The sequence below is a fragment of the Paenibacillus sp. JNUCC 35 genome, from assembly GCF_058269095.1.
In genome coordinates this window covers 3,869,311-3,892,235 of the sequence record NZ_CM177771.1, presented here as the reverse complement: position 1 = coordinate 3,892,235, position 22,925 = coordinate 3,869,311, and the positions used below count along the sequence as shown (strand labels likewise).

The window sequence follows — 22,925 nt, the reverse complement described above, 5'->3', positions numbered from 1 at the left end:
TGAACGTTTCGTCGGAGGTTTAGAATGACTCAATACACACCCATGATCCAACAGTATCTGGCAATCAAGGCTCAGGTGCCGGATGCTTTTTTGTTTTTCCGTTTGGGAGATTTCTATGAATTGTTTTTCGAAGACGCCATCAACGCTTCCCGCGAGCTGGAGATAACCTTGACGGGGCGCGGCGGCGGTACGGAAGAACGGATCCCCATGTGCGGGGTTCCCTATCATTCCGCGGACAATTATATTTCCCGTCTCATAGAGAAAGGCTACAAGGCCGCCATCTGCGAGCAGGTCGAAGACCCTTCCGCAGCCAAAGGCGTCGTCCGCCGGGAAATTGTCCGGATCGTGACGCCGGGCACCGTGATGGACGGCAAGACGCTTGGAGACGCGAGCAACAATTACATAGCGGCCGTCGCACAGGTCGGCGGCCGGTACGGCTTCAGCGCCTGCGACGTGTCCACCGGAGAATTGTATGCGACCTCCCTGTCGGACTCGTTCCAAATGCTGATCGACGAGCTGAACGCGTACGCTCCGGCAGAGATTATCGGGGACGGGCCGCTTCTTGACCGGGTCCGGAGCCAGATTCCGCTTACGGCGAAGTCCACGGTGTTTACGGCGTGGGAGCGGGCGGCGGACGACAAGCTCGCTCCGCAGTTCGGAGAAGGGGCAGCCGGGAAGCTGGACGCCTCCGCAAGACGCGTCGTTTCGCTTCTCTTGGCCTATTTGCATGAAACGCAGAAGCAGAGCTTGACCCATATCAAAGAAATCCGGGCCTACTCGCCTCAGCAGTATATGACGATGGATCCTTTCACACGCCGCAATCTTGAGCTGGTGGAAACGGTCCGGGAACGCAGCCGTAAGGGGTCGCTCCTGTGGCTGCTGGACGAAACGGTCACCGCCATGGGCGCCCGCATGCTGCGCCGTTGGATCGAGAAACCGCTGATGCAGGCCGATGCGATCCGCAGCCGGCATGACGCGGTGGAGACGCTGTACAAACAGTTTATTTTGCGCGACGATCTTCGCACCGTTTTGAAAGAAGTGTATGATCTGGAGCGGCTCGTCGCCCGGATGGCTTACGGAAGCGCCAACGCGCGGGACATGATCGCCCTCCGGGTTTCGCTGGAGCAGGTGCCCCGTCTGAAGGACGTATGCGCCGGTGCGGGCGCCCGGGTTCTCGAACGGCTTGTGGACGAAATGGACCCCTGCTCCGACATCTCGGAGATGATTCTTGGGGCCATCGAAGACGAACCGCCTGTGTCCGTACGTGACGGAGGCATGATCCGCGAAGGCTATCACGACTACCTCGATCAGCTCCGCGAAGCGAGCACCAACGGGAAGAAGTGGATCGCCGAGCTGGAAAGAAGCGAGCGCGAGGCGACCGGCATCAGGTCGCTCAAAGTCGGCTACAACAAAGTGTTCGGTTACTACATCGAGGTAACCAAGGCCAACGTGGGGTCCCTTCCCGAAGGGCGCTACGAGCGCAAGCAGACACTTGCGAACGCCGAACGCTTCGTCACTCCTGAATTGAAGGAGAAAGAAGCGCTTATCCTCGAAGCGGAGGACAAACGCACCGATCTGGAGTACGAGCTGTTCGTGCAGCTTCGCGAACGGATTTCCTCGCAGATCGGACGCCTCCAGAAGCTGGCCGAGGCGATAGCGGAGCTGGACGTGTACCAGTCGCTGGCTGCGGTGAGCGCGTCCAACCGGTTTATCCGTCCGGAGATCGGCGACGGCTACGATCTGCACATCGAAGAAGGCAGGCATCCGGTCGTCGAGGCGGTGCTTGAAAGCGGGGCGTTCATCGAGAACGAAACGAAGCTTACCGCCGGCGACGGAAGCATGCTGCTGATTACCGGCCCGAACATGGCGGGTAAAAGCACGTATATGCGCCAGGTTGCCGTTATTTGCCTGATGGCGCAGATCGGCTGTTTCGTACCGGCAAGCAGCGCGAAGATTCCGATCATCGACCGTATTTTCACGCGAATCGGTGCAGCCGACGACCTGATCGGCGGCCAGAGCACGTTCATGGTGGAGATGATGGACATTCAGGTGATGACGGAGAAGGCGACCGAGCGCAGCCTCGTCATTATCGACGAGCTGGGCCGGGGAACCTCGACAGGAGAAGGCATGGCGATCGCCCAGGCGGTCATCGAGTTCCTCCATCACGAGATCGGGTGCAAAACGCTCGTCTCCACACACTTTCACGAGCTGGCCCATCTGGAAGAAAGTCTTCCGCAGCTGCGGAATTACTGCATGGCCGTCAAGGAAAGCGGACAGCAGGTTACGTTCCTGCGCAAGCTGATCCGGGGTGCGGCCAGTACGAGCTACGGCATCTACTGCGCCCAGATCGCGGGTCTGCCTGACGGGATTATATCCCGCTCATACGAGCTTCTGCAGACTTTCGAGGCGCGTGCGGCAGCCGAAGGACCGGAACCGGGAGCCGGGTCATCCGGCGAGGGCGTTCTGACGGGGGCGCCTGCATCCCGCACGTCCGCGAATGCGTCAGGAGCCGGGGAGGCGAGCGCTCCTTACGGTGCGCCGGAGGAAGCGGCGTCCCAGCGCTCCGCCGTAGAGCAGCTGAGCTTTTTCGAGGAGGCGAAGCCAATCCGGGCACAGGCGGCTTCCGCCAAGCCGGACCCGCAGACGCAAGCGGTCATCGAGGAGCTTAAAGCGCTGGATCTGCTAAACATAACACCGCTGCAGGCAATTAATGTCATTTACGAGCTGAAGAAAAAATTACAGAACTGACAGCGGAAAACCGCTTTTTTCCAACTAAATGGTTCTCAACAAGATGACGCACGAAGCCGGGATTAAGCGATACCTAGGGTCCGCCTCCGTTTTCCTGTCGCATCGTATCTTAATAAAAGGGTGATTATGAATGGGTTTTCCCGGTATTCGTAAATTAAAAACGGCCGCAGCCGCCGTAGTAGTGTTCGGTGCGCTAATCCCTGCTTCGGCATGGGCTCAGGAGAGCGCGCAGACAACGGATGAAGTAAGGCAAGTACTCGGCCAATACCATGTAAGCGGGATTACGGCCGATGAGCTTAAAGGTCTGAGCATTGCCGACATGCTGAAAAAAATTAACGCCAAGGACCCGTACACCACATACTTCACTAAAGAACAGCTGGAAAAATTTACGGACAGCCTGGAAAACAATTATTACGGAATCGGCGCCCAGATGGGGTATGACGATATCGGCGTGTATGCGGACAAGATTTTCGAAGGATCGCCTGCGGAGAAGGGCGGACTAAAAAAAGGCGATTACATTATGAAAGTCGCCGGCGTTTCCACGCAAGGAAAGAACCTGAGCGAAGTGGTAAGCGGTGTTCTCGGTCCCGAAGGAACCAAAATCGAACTGACGGTCAAGCGTGACGGCAAAGAGCTGAACCTGACTTTAACCCGGGCGAAAATACATTTGCCGAACGTGGAGGGCTACCTCATAACGCCAAGCACCGGTTACATTAAAATCGACAGCTTCTCAAGCGATGCCGATGAAATCTTCGACGCGACGTTTTCGGCCCTGCAAAAAATGGGCATGAAATCGCTGGTCATCGATTTGCGCGATAACCCGGGCGGTCTCGTGGAATCGGCGCAGAATATCGCCTCCAAGTTCATCAAGGAAGGCGTCTTCGCCCATACGAAAAACCGTAACAACGAAGATACGCCTCTGCAAATCAAAGGCGGGACGACTCAGAACCTTCCGGTCTTCATGCTGCTGAACGAAAACAGCGCCAGCGCTTCCGAAATGCTTGCCGGTGCCCTGAGAGACTATGGAGTTGCCGAGGTTATCGGCATGAAGAGCTACGGCAAGGGTAGCATGCAGACTTTGCACAGTCTCAGCGACGAAAGCGCCGTGAAGGTGACCTTCGAAGAATATTTGACGCCCAAAATGAAGCCGGTCAACGGAATCGGCATTGCGCCCGACATCGAAGCGGACGGCTATACGGCCCAGCTCATTACGGCCCTGCGCAAAGCGGGAACGAATTCCTTCCAGGTGCGGGTAACCAAGCATGACGTAACCGTCAATCAGGTGGAAGTGACGGAGCCGTACAGACCGATCCGCGAAGGAGGCAACGTCTTTGTCGCTTCCCGTACGCTGGCTGCCCTGATCGGCGCCGATATCAAGTGGAATCAGACCGCACAAGCCGTTAACATAAGCACCGGTAAAGGAATCCACACATTCGCGATGTCGCCCGACACCCTTCTGCTTAAGAACGGGACGAGCTACATTAATCTGGATAAATTCGACGATATCTATCCGCAGCTGCACTGGGAAGATGCCGATAATCTTTTGCAGTTGGAAACGGAGAAGGAGTAGGTTAAGATGGGCAAAATTCGGCTTCTTGACGAGCATATCGCCAACCAAATCGCAGCTGGCGAAGTAGTAGAGCGTCCGGCATCGGTCGTGAAGGAACTGGTGGAGAACTCCATTGACGCCGGAAGCAGCCGCATCGATGTCGTGGCGGAAGAAGGCGGATTGCAGCTCATCCGCGTAACCGATAACGGCTCCGGAATCGAGAGCGAGGATTGCGAGCTGGCTTTCTACCGCCATGCGACGAGCAAAATTCAGTCGGGCAAAGATCTCTTTTCCATCCGTACCTTGGGATTTCGCGGTGAGGCGCTGCCTAGTATCGCGGCCGTTTCCAAGACGGAATTCGTGACGTCGACGGACGGCAGCGGTCTCGGGCGCAAGCTTGCCGTGGAAGGCGGGGACGTCGTTACGCAGGAAGAAACGTCTGCCCGCAAAGGGACGGATATTTCGGTCAAAGAGCTGTTTTACAACACACCTGCCCGGCTGAAATATATGAAAACCATCCAGACGGAGCTGGGTCATATTTCCGACTATATGTACCGGCTCGCGCTGGCGCACCCGGAAATCGCTTTTACCTTGAAGCATAACGGCAACAGCCTGCTGCAAACTCTCGGCGGCGGCGACCTGCTTCAAGTTATCGCGGGCGTGTACGGGTCGGCTGTCGGCAAGCAGATGATCGCGGTCGGAGGAGAGAGCCTGGATTACAAAATTTCCGGCTATATCTCTCGTCCCGAGCTGAACCGGGCGAACCGCAGCGCCATGTCCATTATGGTAAACGGCCGGTACGTGCGGAGCTTTGCCGTTCAGCATGCCATCATGAACGGATTCCATACGCTTCTTCCGATCAACCGTTTTCCGGTAGTCGTTTTGCATATTGAGATGGACCCTTCTCTCGTGGATGTGAACGTGCATCCGTCCAAGCTTGAGGTTCGTTTCAGCAAAGAGCCGGAGCTGGTAAAAATGATCGAGGACATGATCAAGGAAGCTTTGGGGCGTCAGGTCCTTATTCCGAAAGGCGTTCAGGCTTCCGCACGGATCAAGGAATCGTTCGTTCAGGAGACGATGACGCTGTACCGCCCGGAGGCGGATCCCTTGCTGAAGCAGGGAATTACCCCGGCGCAGTGGAGAGAACAGCTGTCCGTCCCCGCAGATGGACAAGCTCCGGCTTCCGCGGACAACCGCGAAGGGGCCGGGGAAGGGCGTGACACTGCCCAAGAGGCGGATGAGCGCCGGCGCAGCCTGGCTTCGCTCGACTCGCTTGCTCCGCCCGATGCTGCCGGCGGCGAAGCCGCGGGCTCGTCCGCGCCGGGCGCAGCGGACGACCGGCGCTCAGGCTCCGCCTCGGACGCGGCCGTCCCGGGCGGTCCGGGCAGCGTGCCCGCGTCTGCCGCGCAGGAAGCGGGGACTTCCCGCCTGCGCGAGCCGCAATCCCGGCCGTCCGCAGCGGAGCCCTACGGCGCTCCGTACGGCTCCGGGGCGGCTTACGGCGGCCAGCCGCGCGGCGGGGCAGCCGCCGGGGGAGGCCGGACCGGACGCACACCCGCTCAGGACGACCGGCCATACTCCCGCGAAGCGGCGGGGAGCCTGCTCGCCGCGCTGCCGACGCGCAGCGACAAGGAAGCGCTCAAGCGGCCGGATTTCCCGTCGCTTTCGCCGATCGGCCAGCTGCACGGCACGTATTTGCTTGCCCAGAACGAAGCGGGCTTTTATATGATCGACCAGCATGCCGCTCACGAGCGGATTAATTACGAATACTACTACACCAAGTTCGGAGAACCCCAGGAAGCCAGCCAGGAACTCCTTGTTCCGATCCCGCTGGAGTTTACTTCGGCGGATTTTCAAGCCCTTCGGGACAAGCTGTCGCTTTTGGAGCAGGTAGGCGTTTATCTGGAAGCTTTTGGGGGTAATACGTACCTGGTGAGAGCCTATCCGCACTGGTTTCCGGCAGGAGACGAGCAGGCAATCGTAGAGGAAATGTGCGAATGGATTTTAACGGAGCGCAAGGGAGTGGATCTGTCCAAGCTGCGTGAAAAATCATCCACTCTATGTTCCTGCAAAGCTTCGATCAAAGCCAATCAGAGTCTGAGTACCGTGGAAATGGAAGCGCTGCTTGACCGCTTGGGCGGATGCGGCAATCCTTATACGTGTCCTCACGGCAGACCGATCGTCATTTCGTTTTCGACCTACGAGCTGGAGAAAATGTTCAAACGCGTCATGTAAAAGTTGGCATCCATTCGCTTGATTAAAGCGGCAAATGCCCTGATACAGCGCGCTTTTCCGGCCTGCCGCCTGTTTGAAACGATACGAACACGCGTTTTGACGTGCGGAAAGACTTTGTGATATGGTGTACATGTCCTTGGCGGAACGGGCGACCGTCCTGTCATCGACTTAAAACTCGCTAACGGATAATGAGGGAATGCTGTGCTTGTAACCACATCTTACGACCCAGCCTCCGAAGACGTGGACAAAGCGATCGCCGCAGCCCGGACGCTGGGCGGCCGCTTTGTACCGCGAAAACGGCTGACGCTTTCCGGATTGCGTTCGCGTTTCGGAGAAAACGAAATCCTTCTGATTACGAAGGAAGGCTTAAAATATGACTTCGGCGGTCCTCACACGCTCTTTTTTCATCCGAGCATGGCCTTGGTCCGCTACAAACGGCTTCGGCAGGGTTCTTCCGATCCGCTTCTTCAATTGTCGGGAGCGGACCGAGGCGATGCCGTTGTAGACTGCACGGCCGGACTCGCTTCCGATTCGATCCTTTTTTCCTTCGCAGTGGGGGAAGAAGGTTCCGTAACGGCTTGGGAACACGGCCGGGTTCTGGCCTATTTGCTCGAGCAAGGCCTGGAGTCCTACCGGACGGGAGAAGCCGAATTCGACGCCGCCATGAGGCGCGTCGCCATCCGGCAGGGAGATCATCTTGACGGGCTGCGCGCCATGGAGGACAACAGCTGCGACATCGTGTATTTCGACCCGATGTTCCGAGCGCCGATCCAGGAGTCTTCGGGTTTGTCGCCTCTGCGCAGTGCGGCGGACGACCGCCCTCTGGAAGCGGCCGCCGTGGAGGAAGCCCGGCGTGTCGCCCGGCGCTGCGTCATCCTCAAGGAAGGCCGGCAAAGCGGAGAATTCGAGAGGCTCGGTTTCCGGGAGACTGTTCCTACGGGCAGCAAGCTGGCATACGGGGTGATCCGATGCTGAACAGCCAAGGCGTGAAACCGAAGCTGCTTGTTCTGATCGGCCCCACCGCGGTCGGCAAAACAAAGCTGAGCCTAGAAATAGCGGAGAGGTGGAACTGCGAGATCCTTTCCGGGGATTCCATGCAGGTCTACAGAGGAATGGATATCGGGACCGCGAAAGCGACGCCCGAAGAGAGGGCCGCAATCCCTCATCATATGATCGATATTCACGATCCCGGTTACCCTTACTCCGTCGCCGAGTTTCAGCAGCGCGTCAGGCAGCTTGTGCCTGAGATTACGGAGCGGGGGAAGCTTCCTTTCCTCGTCGGCGGGACGGGACTCTACGTGGAATCCGTCTGCTACGAGTATCAGTTTCTGGAAGCCGGGGCGGATGAAGAATTCCGCCACCAGAAGAATCGGTTCGCGGAGGAGCATGGAGATGAAGCTCTCCACCGGACGCTTGCCGAGGTGGACCCGGATTCCGCGCTTAAGCTGCATCCCAACGACCGGCGGCGCGTTATTCGCGCGCTGGAAGTGTATCATCTGACGGGAAAACCGTTATCGGCCCATAACGCCGCCCAGAAAAAAGAATCCCCTTACGAACTATGTATAGTCGGACTGACCATGGACCGTCAGCTTCTGTACGGGCGCATCGAAGAGAGAATCGACATCATGATGGCCGAAGGGCTGGTTGATGAAGTGAAAAGACTGCTCGAAAGCGGAGTACCCCGCCAATCGGTTGCGATGCAGGGCCTCGGCTACAAGGAAATGGTCTCTTACCTGGACGGGGAGATCTCCTTGGAGAGAGCGGTCGAACTCTTGAAACGGGACACGAGACATTTTGCCAAAAGGCAGCTTTCCTGGTTCCGTCACATGAAGGATATCCAGTGGATAGACGTCACGGATACCGCAAACTTTTCTGGGCATCTCGAACATTTCCATGCTATAATAACAGGAAAGTTTGTACACGATAACGAATATAATGCATAAGCAAACGCTTGCTTTTAGACTTGGCTTAGTTTGATTATGTTAAGGGGGACCTTCTGATGAAACAATCGATCAATATTCAGGACAATTTTCTGAACCAGCTCCGTAAAGAAAGCATTCCCGTTACCGTATACTTGACCAACGGGTTTCAAATCAGAGGGTTGATCCGCGCTTTTGACAACTTTACGATCATTATCGACAGCGACGGCAGACAGCAAATGGTGTACAAGCACGCGATCTCCACATTTACGCCTCAGCGTTCCGTATCTTTGATGCCGGCGCCTGAGCAGTCTGCTGCCGAATAAGCAGCCGGCAACTTTTTGTTTACCTGCTTCGTCTAAACTAAAGAACCGTCCGGAACAACCTTATTTTATAGGGTTGTTCTTTTACTAGTATGACACTTTTGAAAGGCAGCCTGCCCCAGAGAGAGCCATGCACAGAAAGAGAGGGAGCGTTGATGGCAGCAAGCAGTAAAACGCCTTCGAAAGGCAAGAAACCGAAAAAAAAGGGGAATGCGGCGAAGGTTATATTGGGTGTGATTATTGCCGCCCTTCTCGCGCTCATATGCGCGATGAGCATTTATTTAGTCGTTTATTTGAATGGTCTTAAAATTCTTACCGCGAACATAGACAAATTGGACGATGCCCTGGGAGCATCGGTTATTTATGATGCCGACAAACAGGAAATCGCCAAGGTCATTAAGGAGAATCGCGAGAATGTCAAGTTCGACCAGTTTCCGAAGCAGCTTGTAGATGCTTTCGTGGCGACGGAAGACCGCCGCTTTTTCGAGCATGCCGGGGTTGACTTCTGGTCGCTCGGCCGTGCGGTAGTCAAAGACGTTATTGCACGCAGCGCTGTTGAGGGTGGGAGTACGATCACTCAGCAGCTGGCGAAGAACGTATTCCTGAACTCGGATAAAACGTTCTTCCGTAAAGGGACAGAAATGTCCATTGCACTCGCTATCGACAACAAGTACACCAAAAATGAAATTCTGGAGAAATATCTCAACCGGATTTATTTCGGCAGCCAGGCTTACGGGGTGAAAGCGGCGGCGATACGGTATTTCGGCGTGTCCGACCTCAACAAGCTTCAATTGTGGCAAATCGCAACATTGGCCGGTCTTCCGAAAGCACCTTCGAAGTATTCGCCGATCTCGGATCCCGAGGCGTCCAAAGACCGCAGAGGCGTCGTTCTCAAACTTATGGCGGATCAGGGGTTGATCACCGAAGAGGAACGCGCTCAGGCGGCGGCCGTCGATTACGATCCTAAAACCCAGACACCGGTTGCGCAAAGCAACCTGTTCCCGAGCTTCCGTGACTACGTCATCAAAGAAGCTTACGATTTATACGGGGTTACGGATGAGCAGATCTCGAACGGCGGATATAAAATTTATACGACACTGAACAGCACGGCTCAGAAGGCGATGGATAAGGCGTACACGAACGCGAAGCTGTTCCAGCCGGACGGACCGGAGCAGCCGATGCAGAGTTCGATGGTCATTATCGATAACGCCAGCGGCGGGATCGTCGCGATGACAGGCGGCCGGGACTATAAATCGGGAACGTGGAACCGTGCGTATAAGCCGCGGCAGCCGGGCTCCTCGTTTAAACCGCTGGTTGTTTACGCGCCGGCGATCGAGAAGAAGGGCTACGTGCCTACATCCATGCTGGACGACACCAAGCAGGAATTCGGGAAATACGCCCCGAGAAACTATGACGGGCAGTATCTGGGTCAAGTCGATATGACCTATGCGATCAAGAAATCCAAAAACATTCCGGCCGTTTGGACGTTAAGCAAAATCGGCATCAACACCGGTAAAGATTTCGCCAAGCAGCTCGGCATTACGTTCGACGAAAACGACAATAACCTGGCCATGGCCCTGGGCGGTATGACCAAAGGGGAGTCTCCGCTGCAGATGGCGCAAGCCTATGCGGCCTTTGCGAACAACGGCGTTTATAATCAGGGACACGCGATCTTGAAAATCGAGAAAAGCGACGGAACCGCAATCGATTATAAAGCCGAGCCGAAGAAAGTGATGAGCGAGAAAACATCCTGGTATATGACTCAAATGATGAGGGAAGTCGTAACCAGCGGCGGAACGGGTGTGAAAGCGGATTTCGGTCGTCCTCTTGCCGGTAAAACAGGTTCGACCCAGCTCGATTTGAAGGGGCTGGAATCCCACTACCGCGATATCTGGTTCGTCGGTTATACGCCTCAGTGGACCGGTGCCGTCTGGGCCGGTTTCGACAAGACGGATTCGAAGCACTATATCCGCAAAAATTATTCGGACCGCGCCAACATGGTCTTTAGCGCCGTCATGGCCGAAGCGATGAAGGGCATTCCTGTAAAAGATTTCGAGCGTCCGAGCGGAGGCAAACAAATCGAGCAGGAGAAGCCTCCGGTCCAAGAGAAGAAGAGCGTGACGGATTTGAGAGCAGGCTGGCAAAACAGCGGCGTGCGCTTGAGCTGGACGGCTACTGAAGGAACAAGCGCCTACCAGGTCTTCCGCAAGGGACCGGGGGAAACCGACTTCAGTCAGCTTACGCCTTCCAACTCAACGGAATACATGGATCAAACCGTCCAGCCCGGCGGCACTTACGAGTACTATGTCGTTCCGGCCAACGGAGATGCCGCAGGGGTTCAATCCAACGTTGCGTCCGTTACCATTCCGGGAACGGAGCCGACTCCGACGCCTTCTAATCCGGACGGCAACAACAACGGAGAAAACGGCAATGGAAACAATAACGGCAACGGGAACGGAAACGGCCATAACAATGGCAATGGAAACGGGAATAACAACGGCAACGGCAACGGCAATGGCAACGGGAATAACAACGGCAATAACAATGGAAATGGAAACGGAAATGGCAATGGAAACGGCAACCCCGGTAAAGATAAAGACAAGGACAAAGATAAAAATCCGGGCAATACGGGCAGCGGCACAGGAAACGGCGGCAGTTCCGGCGGGACTGCTTCTCCGACACCGCCCCCATCGCCGTCTGAACCGGCAGGATCGGGAACCTCGGGTTCCAGAGACGATGACCGGCAGCAAAATAACGGCTAGCAGCCGTACATTCAACATCCCTTACTTAACAAGTGAGGGGTGTTTTTTTATGAGCTGAAAATAGTTGTCAATTATTTCAATTCGCCTCTTGTATTTCTTATTAATCCCAGTATAATACTAGGTATAAGGTGCTGAAGGAGCTGATGGTCATGCGAACCCCCTCTGTACAAGAATGGTCCCGTAAATGGGTAGATGATCATCTGGATTTGTATAATTACGCCGGCTCCCTTGGAGATACAGAGTGGCAGCAAGCGATAATGGAATCGCTCAAGCTCAGAGACATTTACGTCCAGCAGGAAATTCGGGCGAGGTTGAGGCAAGATCTTTGGAAGATGTATGATTCGATCAATCTGAAAATGCTGGAGCTGTTCGAACAGCTGAGGCAGAGCAAGGACAGCACTCAGATTGAAACGATCCGGGAGCAAGTATGGGTTCTTAAATCGCAGAGGATTGAAATATCGAAGAAAATATTAGCGGTCAAGTAAGACTGGCATGTTTTGAAGTTCATTCGGCTTCTTACGGCGGAAAGCCTTAAAAAGGAAAAAAAAAAGACATGCGGTCGTCCGCTCTGCCGAGATGATGCTCCTACTCATTGTGGGATGAACAGGGGATTCAGTTAGAAAGTCCGGATTACATAGACATTTGTTTCATTTCGCTCATCATCTTCATCATCATCGTCATTTTCTCGTCGCACTCTTGCATTTTGCCCATCATCATATCCATATCCATGTTCATTTCAGACATCATGTTCATTTGCATCATGCTGTCCATCATGGATTTCATGGTGTTCATTTTGCACATCATTTCATCCATACACATGGTCATCATCATTTGCATGCACATTTTTTCCATCTTTGTCGCCTCCTTTCGCTATCAAATTTTTACTACTCTAGTAAGATACCCCATTTTCCAATAAAAGACAAGCCATATAGGACAATTCGACAGAAACATTCCTGTCTTTTTTTGGATTTTAACAGAATTGTCAAGATATCCGGACCCGGACAGCAAAAAACTGACGAGAGCATGTCTCTGCGTCAGTTTTTATCGTTAAACCGCTGCTGGTATCGGCTCAACCATTAACGACAGTTCCGCCGTTGACGTGAAGAATTTGCCCCGACATATAGGAAGAGTCGTCCGAAGCAAGGAAGACGTAGCTCGGAGCGAGCTCCTCGGGCTGTCCGGCTCTTTGCGTAGGTGTATCCGAACCGAAAGCAGCTACCTTGTCCTCCGTAAAGGTGGAAGGAATAAGCGGGGTCCAGATCGGTCCCGGGTTGATTGTTCTGATGCTGCGGCGGGAATGTCTGCTTCTGCTCATTGTTCGTCGTCATGAAAACTGTTTCCTTTCTATTCTAGCTGACCTTCCTTGGAAAAAATCAATCTTGCTGCAAAACCCTGTAATGGTACCTGAACTCGGGTTGAAATCCTGCGCTTTCATACAAATGAAGAGCGGCCGCGTTGTCCTGCAGCACCTGCAGAAAGACGGACCGGGCGCCGTTGTCGGCACACCAGGCAGCCAAATGAGCCAGCAGCGCTTTCGCGAAGCCTTGTCCCCGGCGGTCTTCCCGGACAATGATATTGGACAAAATCGCCCATCCGCCGGAGGCATGGGCCGTACCCAGTGCGACGGTCTCTCCATCGTCCGACATCAGACGAACGAAGACCTTTGGAGCGGGCATGCGTTCCAGCAGACCTTCGTAGAAGGGACGAGCTTCCGCGACATGACCCTCCAGCAGCATGTAATCTTCCATCCATGCCGGGTCGGGGGCCGCAAGCAGCTCGGCGGCGACGTCGGCACGGTCTTGATGCGGACGCAGCCTCGCGTTCATTTCCGCTGCCGGAGCCATCATGCCGAAGCAGGGGGCCGTTACGATGCCGCCTTTGTCTTCCAGCATGAGATCCAGCTCCGGCGGCGACGAATCGCTGATATGAAACACGGCTGGGAGTCCGCGGTCCGAATAGAAGCGGCATATCCGCTCAAACCAGTCTGGATCGTCCGGCAGGTCTCCGACGGCAAGCACGCTGTTCGCGCGCTTCGTAAACCCGCCCGACGCTCTCAGGCGCCAATGGCCAAGCACTTCACTTTCCTCCGGCGGCCACTGGTTTGCAGCCCATTTTTCCAAAGCGAGCCAATCCATCTTCGTTCTCATCGGGTCATCTCCTTGACCTAACTCGTCTTTACCACACAGGGGAATCAATTAAACGAGCCGGCATCTTATAAACATGCATAGTTATGTATAAAAATACATTGTTCTTCATTTTTATTCAAGCATTTTCATGATCAGATCCGCCCCCGGCATGAAAATATCTTTTTCGACAAAAATGATTTAAAATAAAAGAAAAACGCTGTGGAGGTCCCTATGCTGTTTATCGACAATCAATCCATTACAAAACCGCAAATCAATTTGGCGATAGAGGAATATGCACTCAAAAATTTGCCTGCAGACGAAACCTATCTGCTTTTTTACATAAACGAGCCTTCGATTATTATAGGGAAAAATCAGAACACGGTGGAGGAAATCAACACGGAGTATGTGGAACAGAACGGGATTCACGTCGTCCGACGTTTGTCGGGAGGCGGAGCCGTTTATCACGATCACGGCAATCTGAATTTCAGCTTCATCACCAAGGATGACGGCGAATCGTTCCATAACTTCCGTAAATTCACGGAGCCCGTTGTACAAGCCCTGCGCAAGCTGGGGGTGGATGCCGAGCTGAGCGGACGCAACGATATTCAGGTGGGAGAACGCAAAATTTCGGGCAACGCCATGTTCGCGACGAAAGGGCGCTTGTTCAGCCACGGAACGCTGCTTTTTCAGTCGGATATCGAGCATGTCGTTTCGGCGCTCCGGGTCAAAGCGGACAAAATTCAATCCAAAGGCATCAAATCCATCCGCAGCCGTGTCGCCAACATTATGGAATTCCTTAAGAAGCCCATGACGATCGAAGAATTCAGACAAGAGCTTCTGGAAACTATTTTCGGTATGAGTGCATCGGAAGTGCCTCAGTATGTTTTAACGGAGAAGGACTGGAAGGCGATCCACGAGCTTTCGGCGGAGCGCTACGGCAATTGGGATTGGAATTACGGCAAATCGCCGAAAAGCGAACTCGTCAATTCCAAGCGTTTTCCGGCGGGAACGATTGATGTACGGATGAATCTGGAGGAAGGCCGCATCGGTAAAATGAAAATTTACGGGGACTTCTTCGGGGTCAAAGATGTCGAGGAAATCGAACGCCTGCTTACCGGTGTGAAGTACGATACCCAGTCGCTGGAACAGGCTCTCGAGGGGACGGATATTACCGCCTATTTCGGCGCAGTCGGCAAGGAAGAATTTATCGGGCTGCTGACTTTGAAAGGAGAGGAGGCGTAATGCCTCGTCTCTCCCGCAAATCATCGCCTCCGGCGGCATGTCCCCAGTGCAGCGGCAAAAAGTATATTTCTTTTAACTGGGCCCGGTTCCAGCACGGCCACGATGCCGAGTCGAAGCAGGTGCAGCGGGCGCTCAAGATCGAGAGACAACTGAAGCACGGCTGGGAATACGCGTGTGAAAATTGCGGCAGCAGATGGTACCTGGGCAGGGACGGCATTATGATGTCGTATATTCACCCTTCCAAAGCCGGGCTGGTGGAGCATTGGAATGCGGGTACCTACGAGGTATCCGATGAAATTTGGGACGAGCTGGGGAAAATCGGGGCCACGGCTCAAGGCAGTATCGCCGGCGGCCGGACTTCCGCCGAAGTCCCCTGCCGGGTGACGACCGTGCGCGGCGAAACGTTCGACATGGCGTACGTCAGCTTTCAAAGCCGGCCCCCGATTGATTTGTGGCAGGACGGCCGCCGTATCCGTTTTTGCGACGAGGTCGCAAGCGTGGAGCCGTCTCCTTATACGCTTCCGGCCGATGTCCGGCTGGCCACGTCCCGGGCGCAGGAGATCCGGATGGGCTACGCGCCTACTGCGGTTCAGGCGCATGACGGCCATCTTTTCCAGCTGAACTGGGCGAATGATTTTTTTGCCTCGGGACCCTATAAGGGAGAAGATCTGAGGCTCACCGATTTGGCCGGGGATTGGGATCAGGCGGACATGGCAGGCGTGCCTTCGGAGTATATTCTCTACTTTGTGGCGGATTGGCGTGCCGATCTGGATTCGCTTTATTTGGACGCGGCAGGCGGCCGAGCTTCGGAGCAAATATCCGCGGCGCCGGAGGATGACGAAAATCGTGATGCTTCGGCAGAGGATGAATCCGGTCGGTTGGAGCAAGCTGAAGGCACGGAAGAGCGCGATTGATGATTTCGTTAAGCCGGTCAAAATCTAATGCGAGCCTGTTTTTGAAGTGAATATATAGAGGAAAGAGGGGCGGAGGAGCCCCTCTTTTTTATGGTTAAACCGACAATGGTCCGGCTTTTTTATGAAACTTTGCGATAAGGAAAACGAAAGTTTAAACCCGAGTTAAACCCGTTTAAGGGGTTTTCTAAAAATCAATAGAGTATTCTATACTTTGCGGGGCTTCTGAAGAAACAGTTTCAACAATCCCTCGGTCATGTTGAACCTCTCTTATATAAATGGATTTGTAATATTGTTTATAAATATCGGTCTGACGAACCTGTGTTGAATAGGGGACGTATTGGACGGCTCCATAATAATCACGATGAAAAGGCACTGTTTCCGGCGCCCTGTACACCTTGGAATCCGGCCACACATAGATGAGTTTTTCCGAAGCGTTTCCGATTACGGCGAGCTTTACAAGACTGGCGATACCGCTGTTGGATACTCCGCTAATTTGCAGAGAAGCGCTTATTTGCTTAGGCTCAGTTATGGTATTGCTGCTGCCGCGAGCGGTGGACACTAGAAATACGTCATTTTCCCTCGGGCTAGGTTTCAAACCGGTTATGCTCGTTCCCGCGTTGGAATAGACGGAGTGATCATAAACTTCGGAAATTTGTTCCGTCGGCGGGAGAGAGGGCTTACTTTGCAGGATAGGGCTCTTTTGTTTACGCTTGGGATCCGTATACTGAACGGCCGCATCTGTAATTCCCTGGTGCTCTGAGAGAATGCTGAATGTGCTGAACCGGATACCGATCGCGGCATCCGTATATTCGGATTCTATAGCTGCTGCATAAGCCGTAGTGAGCGGAGAGACTGCCGAAGCAGCTGCCGCAAGTAATGCCGAAACTAATTTGTTCACGGACTCACTTCCCCAAAAAAAGATGAAGATACAAGGCGACTTTAACATGTATTCCAACATATGACAATCAGGCGGTTGGTTTGGGCGCCCGGCACCCGGGTTGCAGCCTCCCTCAAATACGCGTCCGTTCCGCCGCCAAGTTTGTTGCATGACCGCGTTCCTTCCCTGCATATAATTACGAAAGAGGTGAGGAGAATGGACGCAACTTCAAGACGAATAACGGTCAGAAGCAATTCACAGATCAATATTGTGTTCAACAGTCAAGAGGCTGCGCCACTTATACAGGAACCGGAAAGTACGACTTTGGACATCCAATCCGAAACGTTCAACGAAACGCTTAAGGAACTGAACACGATGATCGGCCTGCAGGAAGTGAAAGATCTTATTTATCAAATGTACGCTACCCTGCATATCAACAAGTTGAGAAGCGCAGCCGGACTTAAAGATAATTCGCAGGTTTACCATATGATTTTTAAAGGCAATCCGGGGACGGGAAAAACGACCGTGGCGAGAATACTGGCCAAGTTGTTTAAAAGCCTGGGGGTTCTTAGCAAAGGTCATTTGATCGAGGTGGAGCGTGCCGATCTCGTCGGAGAATATATCGGGCATACGGCCATCAAAACGAGGGATTTGATTAAAAAAGCGCTCGGCGGCATTCTTTTTATCGATGAAGCCTATAGTCTGGCAAGAGGCGGGGAAAAGGATTTCGGCAAGGAGGCTATCGACTGTCTCGTAAAAAGCCTGGAGGATCACAAGAATGATTTTATATTGATTCTCGCCGGGTATCCCGACGAAATCGATTATTTTTTATCGACGAATCCGGGGCTGCCTTCGCGTTTTCCCATTCAGGTTGATTTTACGGATTACAATGTGGATCAGCTTATTCAAATCGCGGAATTGATGATTAACGAGCGTGACTACACGATGCGCCTCGAATCGGTCAATAAACTGAGGGACATCATTATTATGGAGAAGGAAACGAGCCTTAACTTCAATAATGCGCGGTTCGTACGCAATGTGATTGAGAAATCGATAAGAAATCAGGCGGTCCGGTTATTAAGCCGGTACAAAAAGCCGTCCAAGCAGGACCTGATGGAGATCCTGCCTCAAGATGTGACGGCGGCGGAAAATAAGCTTAAAATGGAGTACGGCGTTTCCTGACTCACCTGAATGGGAAATGTAGAGCTAAAGCAGCGCAGCAGAATGGCGTGAAAACCGCCGGCTAAAGCTAGGAAGCACGATCCGTCCCGCGAAGGGCGAAAAAACTTATCTGCAGAAAGATAATTTTTTTATTTGGCAGCCGTTTGTTCTTTTCCGCCTTAAATCCGCCTGAACGCTGCGGGAAAAGACCCCGTATAGGCGATGAAAGGATGAGACCTCGCCGGACGCAAAAGAAATTGGTGAATACCTTTGTAAAAAAGGTAATAATGAGAGATAATGATGATTTAGATCCCCTAACGAGCCTATAATTCCCACTAATATGGCGATACATATACCCAGAAGGAGACACTGCATGAAACAAACAGGTCATGAAGTCAGAACCGGAATGAAAGACCGCGCTATTCTTGTGAGTCTGGTCACGGATAAAATGAAAAAGCACGAAGAACTCGTGGCTTACTCTCTGCAGGAACTGATCCAGCTGGCGGAAACGGCCGGCGTCGAAGTGCTGGAAACGTTGACGCAGAACAGGGAAAGCGCCGATACGAAATGGTTTATCGGCAAAGGCAAGGTCGAAGAGCTGAAGGCCCTGATCGATGAGCACCAGGCGACGACGGCGATCTTCGACCAGGAGCTGTCGGGCGCGCAGGTCCGCAACCTGGAGGAATCGCTGGACGTCAAAATTATCGACCGGACGCAGCTGATCCTCGATATTTTTGCCGGACGCGCCCGCACTCGCGAAGGAATCGTGCAGGTGGAGCTGGCGCAGCTGAGCTACCTGCTTCCGCGGCTGTCGGGACACGGGAAGAACTTGTCCCGTCTCGGCGGGGGCATCGGGACAAGAGGTCCCGGCGAGTCCAAGCTGGAGACGGACCGCCGTCACATCCGCGGGCGCATCGGCGAGCTGAAGGCGCACCTTCAGGAGATGGTCCGCCACCGCACGCTGCACCGCGAACGCCGGCGCAAAACCGGTGTCTACCAGGTGGCTCTTGTGGGGTACACGAACTCGGGGAAATCGACCTTGCTGCGCCAATTGACCAACGCGGATGTGTACGTGCAGAACGAGCTGTTCGCCACGCTCGATCCGACTTCCCGTACGCTGGAGCTTCCGAGCGGCAAGGAGGTCGTGCTGACCGATACGGTAGGATTTATCCAGAATCTGCCCCACGATGTAGTAGCGGCATTCCGGGCCACCCTGGAAGAAGCCTGCGAAGCCGATTTTCTGCTTCACGTCGTGGACAGCTCCAGCCCGATGCGCGAGGAGCAGATGCGGGTGGTGAACGAAGTGCTCGGCGATCTGGGCGCTAGCGGCAAGCCTCAGGCGGTTCTTTTTAACAAGATCGACTTGTGCACGGAGCAGGAGCTTCAAATGCTGACGACGAACCTGCCGCACTTGCGGATCTCCGCCTATGACGAGGAAGACCAGGAAAGAGTAAGACTCCTGATTCAGGAAACGCTGATGGGAGACAGCCGCACGTTCCGTATTCCTGCGGATAAGGGAGATATCATCGCTCTTGTGTACCGAGTAGGCGACGTGGCGGAAAGCGGGGCGGAGGAAGATGTACTGACGTTCCGGGTGAACATCAACAAGGAAGATTACGATAAAGTGCAGTATCTGCTTGCTCCATACGAAGTTAAGGAAGAGAAGGACAAGCAGGATAAGCAGGGAGAATAAGGGAGAGGGAACGGACGATATGCAATTTGATTCAGACATCATGGCCATTATGGAACAGGCGGAGGAAGGCGTACAGCCGCGCTTTCGTGAGATTGAACGGACGATCGACCACAACCAGTGGAAGGTTATCGCCGCTTTTCAGAACCAGGGCATAAGCGATTATCATTTCGCTTCTTCTACGGGTTACGGCTACAACGACAGAGGACGCGAGCTGCTTGATCTCGTGTACGCGGAAGTGTTCGGCGCGGAGGCCGCGCTCGTGCGTCCTCATTTCGTATCGGGGACCCATACGATCGGCACGGCGCTTTTCGGCGTGTTACGGCCGGGGGACGAGCTGGTTTACATCACGGGTAAGCCTTACGATACGCTGCATAAAGTAATCGGGAAGCCGGGAGACGGCACCGGTTCTCTCCAGGACTTCGGGATCGGCTACCGGGAGGTTCCCCTCCTGGCTGACGGCTCCCTCGACGAAGCCGGCATCCGTGCGGCGATTACGCCGAAAACGAAGGTCATCGGCATCCAGCGTTCGAGAGGATACGACTGGCGGGCGTCGTTTACCGTTGCGGCCATCGGGGAGATGGTGGAGCTTGTGAAAAGCATCCGTTCGGATCTGATCGTATTCGTCGACAACTGCTACGGCGAATTTACCGAACGGCTGGAGCCGAACCAAGTCGGAGCTGATCTCATCGCCGGGTCTTTGATCAAGAACCCTGGAGGCGGGCTTGCGGCCTCGGGCGGTTATATCGCCGGCCGCAAAGAGCTTGTCGAGATGGCGGCCTACCGGCTGACGGCGCCGGGAATCGGCGGCGAAGTCGGGGCCATGCTGGGAACGACCCGCTCCCTGTATCAGGGGCTGTTCCTGGCCCCCCATCTCGTCGGACAAGCCGTGAAAGGATCGGTGGTCGCCGCGGCCGTTTTCGAGCAGCTCGGCTTCAAAACCCGGCCGAGACCGGAAGATCCCCGCACGGATCTGATTCAGGCGATCGAGTTCACGAGCGCCGAGCATCTGATCACGTTCGTGCAGGGAGTTCAGCGGGCATCGGCGGTAGACGCGCATGTGACGCCGGAGCCGTGGGATATGCCGGGGTACGAACATCCGGTCATTATGGCGGCGGGCACCTTCATCCAAGGGGGAAGCCTGGAATTGTCCGCCGACGCGCCGATCCGGGAGCCGTATATCGCCTACATGCAGGGCGGCTTGACCTATTCCCACTGTAAACTGGGTGTGCTGACGGCTTTGCAGCATATGAAGGAGCGGGGCCTGCTATAAACGTCATGTGAGGTTCGGGCAAAAGCAGGAGGAAAATCCGCGAAAAGCGGAAAACAAACAGACATTTCGGCTTTTTATGGGGCCGGAATGTCTGTTTTATTTTCTCTTGTAAATTAATCTAACATGACTTGACATGTTTCGGTACTTTCCTTTACAATAAGAGCAGAACTTAACGTTCAGGAGTGAATCGATCATGAGTGATGATATCCGCAGAAATATGGCTCTTTTTCCAATCGGTATTGTGATGAAACTGACCGATTTGACAGCCAGACAAATTCGTTACTATGAGCAGCACGAACTCGTGATCCCGGCAAGAACCTCCGGCAACCAGCGGTTGTATTCGTTCAACGATGTGGAGAGACTGCTTGAGATCAAGGATCTGATTGAGAAAGGCGTTAACATTGCGGGCATTAAACAAGTGCTGCTGCCGATCTCCAAAGACTCCGAGGAAGCTACCGTTATTACCGCACAAACCGAAGTGAAACGCAAAGAACTGACAGACACCCAGCTGCACAAAATGTTGAAGCAGCAGCTGCTCGGCGGAGGCAAGCGTCCGGGTCAGGTATCGCTGATTCAAGGTGAGTTATCCCGATTTTTTCCAAAATAAAAAGCATGGGGTAAGAGGAGGAGAAGTTTATGACAGTTTCCTACACAAAAGAGGATATTCTAAGAATCGCCAAAGAAGAGAACGTCCGTTTTATCCGTCTTCAATTCACCGATCTCCTTGGAACGATCAAAAACGTGGAAATCCCGGTCAGTCAGCTTCAAAAAGCGCTTGATAACAAAATGATGTTCGACGGTTCGTCCATCGAAGGTTACGTGCGTATCGAGGAATCCGATATGTATCTGTACCCGGATCTGAATACGTGGGTCATCTTCCCTTGGGTGACGGAAAGCAAAGTTGCCCGTCTGATCTGCGATGTTTATCTGCCTGACGGTACTCCTTTCCCTGGCGATCCGCGCGGAATTCTGAAACGTGCTCTGAAGGAAGCCGAGGAAATGGGCTACACGTCGATGAACGTAGGTCCCGAGCCGGAATTCTTCCTGTTCAAAACCGACGAGAAAGGCAATCCGACCCTCGAACTGAACGACCAAGGCGGATACTTTGACCTGGCTCCTACGGATCTTGGCGAGAACTGCCGTCGTGAAATTGTACTTAAGCTTGAAGAAATGGGCTTCGAGATCGAGGCTTCCCACCACGAAGTGGCTCCGGGACAGCACGAAATCGACTTTAAATATGCGGACGCGATTAAAGCTTCCGACCAGATTCAGACGTTTAAACTTGTCGTTAAAACGATTGCCAGACAGCATGGCCTGCACGCAACGTTCATGCCGAAGCCGCTCTTCGGCGTAAACGGTTCCGGTATGCACTGCAACCAGTCTTTGTTCAAAGGCGAAGAGAACGCATTCGTAGACGAGAAAGATCCGCTGGGTCTCAGCGCAGACGCTCGTCACTTCATGGCCGGTGTCCTGCAACATGCCCGTGCATTCGCAGCGATTACAAACCCGACCGTCAACTCATACAAGCGTCTCGTGCCTGGATACGAAGCACCTTGTTACGTAGCCTGGTCTGCGAGCAACCGCAGCCCGATGATCCGTATTCCGGCTTCCCGCGGCCTCAGCACGCGTGTTGAAGTTCGTAACCCGGATCCGGCGGCTAACCCGTACCTGGCTCTGGCGGTTCTGCTGAGAGCGGGTCTGGACGGCATCAAGAAAAAAACTCAGCTGCCGCCTCCGACTGACCGCAACATCTATGTGATGACCGAAGAAGAGCGTATCGAGCAGGGGATCCCTAGCCTGCCGGGCAACCTTAGAGAAGCGCTTGACGAGCTGATCAAAAGCGAAGTAATCAGCGACGCGCTGGGCGAACACGCGCTTGCGCATTTCGTGGAACTGAAAGAAATCGAGTACGACATGTACCGCACTCAAGTTCACGCTTGGGAACGCGAGCAGTACATGACGCTTTACTAAGATAGCCGGGTAAGGACGATCGAAGGTCGATATCCAAGATCATAAGATCAGCTCCCGGGCTGCCTCATAAAAAAGAACCCGCAGAAAGCAATTTCTGCGGGTTCTTCTATGTTATTAGCGTAATAGGCAGCTCCA

General features: G+C 54.0%; 18 protein-coding genes and 1 pseudogene. 15 read left to right on the top strand and 4 right to left on the bottom strand.

Going from position 1 to position 22,925, the window contains the following annotated elements; genetic code table 11:
• Nucleotides 1-24: 24 nt before the first annotated feature.
• The 8 genes from mutS (at nucleotide 25) to AC2TF6_RS17310 (ending at nucleotide 12,021) form a co-directional block, all read left to right on the top strand.
• Nucleotides 25-2,748: a DNA mismatch repair protein MutS gene (gene mutS / locus AC2TF6_RS17345; protein WP_491307818.1), complete on the top strand. Its 2,724-nt coding sequence runs from the start codon at nucleotides 25-27 to the stop codon at nucleotides 2,746-2,748.
• Between the two features lie 130 nt (nucleotides 2,749-2,878).
• A complete protein-coding gene (locus AC2TF6_RS17340) occupies nucleotides 2,879-4,318 on the top strand; it encodes a S41 family peptidase (RefSeq protein ID WP_491307817.1) in 1,440 nt (479 codons plus the stop codon).
• A gap of 6 nt (nucleotides 4,319-4,324) precedes the next feature.
• Nucleotides 4,325-6,532 carry a DNA mismatch repair endonuclease MutL gene (gene mutL / locus AC2TF6_RS17335; protein ID WP_491307816.1) on the top strand — a complete coding sequence of 736 codons (2,208 nt, stop codon included), beginning with the start codon at nucleotides 4,325-4,327 and terminating at the stop codon, nucleotides 6,530-6,532.
• Between the two features lie 201 nt (nucleotides 6,533-6,733).
• The gene (locus tag AC2TF6_RS17330; protein ID WP_491307815.1) at nucleotides 6,734-7,507 is read left to right on the top strand and encodes a class I SAM-dependent methyltransferase; all 774 of its coding nucleotides are present in this window, start codon (nucleotides 6,734-6,736) and stop codon (nucleotides 7,505-7,507) included.
• Nucleotides 7,501-8,475, top strand: coding sequence for a tRNA (adenosine(37)-N6)-dimethylallyltransferase MiaA (gene miaA, locus AC2TF6_RS17325; RefSeq protein WP_491307814.1), 975 nt, complete (start codon nucleotides 7,501-7,503; stop codon nucleotides 8,473-8,475). The genes AC2TF6_RS17330 and miaA overlap by 7 nt, the downstream gene beginning before the upstream one ends.
• 56 nt (nucleotides 8,476-8,531) lie before the next feature.
• Complete coding sequence (hfq, locus tag AC2TF6_RS17320; RefSeq protein ID WP_009674373.1) at nucleotides 8,532-8,777, top strand: RNA chaperone Hfq; 246 nt, start codon at nucleotides 8,532-8,534, stop codon at nucleotides 8,775-8,777.
• A 152-nt stretch (nucleotides 8,778-8,929) separates the two neighbouring features.
• On the top strand, nucleotides 8,930-11,536 hold the full coding sequence (locus AC2TF6_RS17315; protein ID WP_491307813.1) for a transglycosylase domain-containing protein: 2,607 nt from the start codon (nucleotides 8,930-8,932) through the stop codon (nucleotides 11,534-11,536).
• Between the two features lie 149 nt (nucleotides 11,537-11,685).
• On the top strand, nucleotides 11,686-12,021 hold the full coding sequence (locus AC2TF6_RS17310) for a hypothetical protein (protein WP_218229985.1): 336 nt from the start codon (nucleotides 11,686-11,688) through the stop codon (nucleotides 12,019-12,021).
• 145 nt (nucleotides 12,022-12,166) lie between these two features.
• Here the strand turns inward: AC2TF6_RS17310 and AC2TF6_RS17305 are convergent, their stop codons facing one another.
• The 3 genes and pseudogenes from AC2TF6_RS17305 to AC2TF6_RS17295 form a co-directional block, all read right to left on the bottom strand.
• Entirely contained in the window at nucleotides 12,167-12,388 is a 222-nt protein-coding gene (locus tag AC2TF6_RS17305; RefSeq protein ID WP_009674360.1) for a hypothetical protein, read from the bottom strand.
• A gap of 217 nt (nucleotides 12,389-12,605) precedes the next feature.
• Nucleotides 12,606-12,809: pseudogene (locus tag AC2TF6_RS17300) on the bottom strand (SDR family oxidoreductase); the annotation flags it as partial.
• A 100-nt stretch (nucleotides 12,810-12,909) separates the two neighbouring features.
• Nucleotides 12,910-13,683, bottom strand: a complete 774-nt coding sequence (locus AC2TF6_RS17295; RefSeq protein WP_491307812.1) for a GNAT family N-acetyltransferase — start codon at nucleotides 13,681-13,683, stop codon at nucleotides 12,910-12,912.
• Between the two features lie 210 nt (nucleotides 13,684-13,893).
• On the opposite strand from AC2TF6_RS17295, the gene lplA reads away from it, so the two are divergent.
• Nucleotides 13,894-14,904, top strand: a complete 1,011-nt coding sequence (lplA, locus tag AC2TF6_RS17290) for a lipoate--protein ligase (RefSeq protein WP_491307811.1) — start codon at nucleotides 13,894-13,896, stop codon at nucleotides 14,902-14,904.
• Nucleotides 14,904-15,818, top strand: coding sequence for a hypothetical protein (locus AC2TF6_RS17285; RefSeq protein ID WP_491307810.1), 915 nt, complete (start codon nucleotides 14,904-14,906; stop codon nucleotides 15,816-15,818). Before lplA ends, AC2TF6_RS17285 begins: the two co-directional genes overlap by 1 nt.
• A 184-nt stretch (nucleotides 15,819-16,002) precedes the next feature.
• Here AC2TF6_RS17285 and AC2TF6_RS17280 read toward each other — a convergent pair whose 3' ends face one another.
• Nucleotides 16,003-16,716, bottom strand: coding sequence for a hypothetical protein (locus tag AC2TF6_RS17280; protein ID WP_491307809.1), 714 nt, complete (start codon nucleotides 16,714-16,716; stop codon nucleotides 16,003-16,005).
• Between the two features lie 195 nt (nucleotides 16,717-16,911).
• Between AC2TF6_RS17280 and AC2TF6_RS17275 the strand changes: the two genes are divergently transcribed.
• The 5 genes from AC2TF6_RS17275 to glnA all read left to right on the top strand — a co-directional run bounded on the left by AC2TF6_RS17275 (nucleotide 16,912) and on the right by glnA (nucleotide 22,790).
• A complete protein-coding gene (locus AC2TF6_RS17275) occupies nucleotides 16,912-17,877 on the top strand; it encodes an AAA family ATPase (protein ID WP_326055180.1) in 966 nt (321 codons plus the stop codon).
• A gap of 352 nt (nucleotides 17,878-18,229) precedes the next feature.
• A complete protein-coding gene (gene hflX / locus AC2TF6_RS17270; protein ID WP_218229990.1) occupies nucleotides 18,230-19,549 on the top strand; it encodes a GTPase HflX in 1,320 nt (439 codons plus the stop codon).
• A 19-nt stretch (nucleotides 19,550-19,568) separates the two neighbouring features.
• Complete coding sequence (locus AC2TF6_RS17265; protein ID WP_491307808.1) at nucleotides 19,569-20,819, top strand: methionine gamma-lyase family protein; 1,251 nt, start codon at nucleotides 19,569-19,571, stop codon at nucleotides 20,817-20,819.
• Between the two features lie 193 nt (nucleotides 20,820-21,012).
• Nucleotides 21,013-21,426, top strand: a complete 414-nt coding sequence (locus tag AC2TF6_RS17260) for a MerR family transcriptional regulator (protein WP_491307807.1) — start codon at nucleotides 21,013-21,015, stop codon at nucleotides 21,424-21,426.
• A gap of 29 nt (nucleotides 21,427-21,455) precedes the next feature.
• A complete protein-coding gene (gene glnA, locus AC2TF6_RS17255) occupies nucleotides 21,456-22,790 on the top strand; it encodes a type I glutamate--ammonia ligase (protein ID WP_491307806.1) in 1,335 nt (444 codons plus the stop codon).
• The last annotated feature ends 135 nt before the right edge of the window (nucleotides 22,791-22,925 follow it).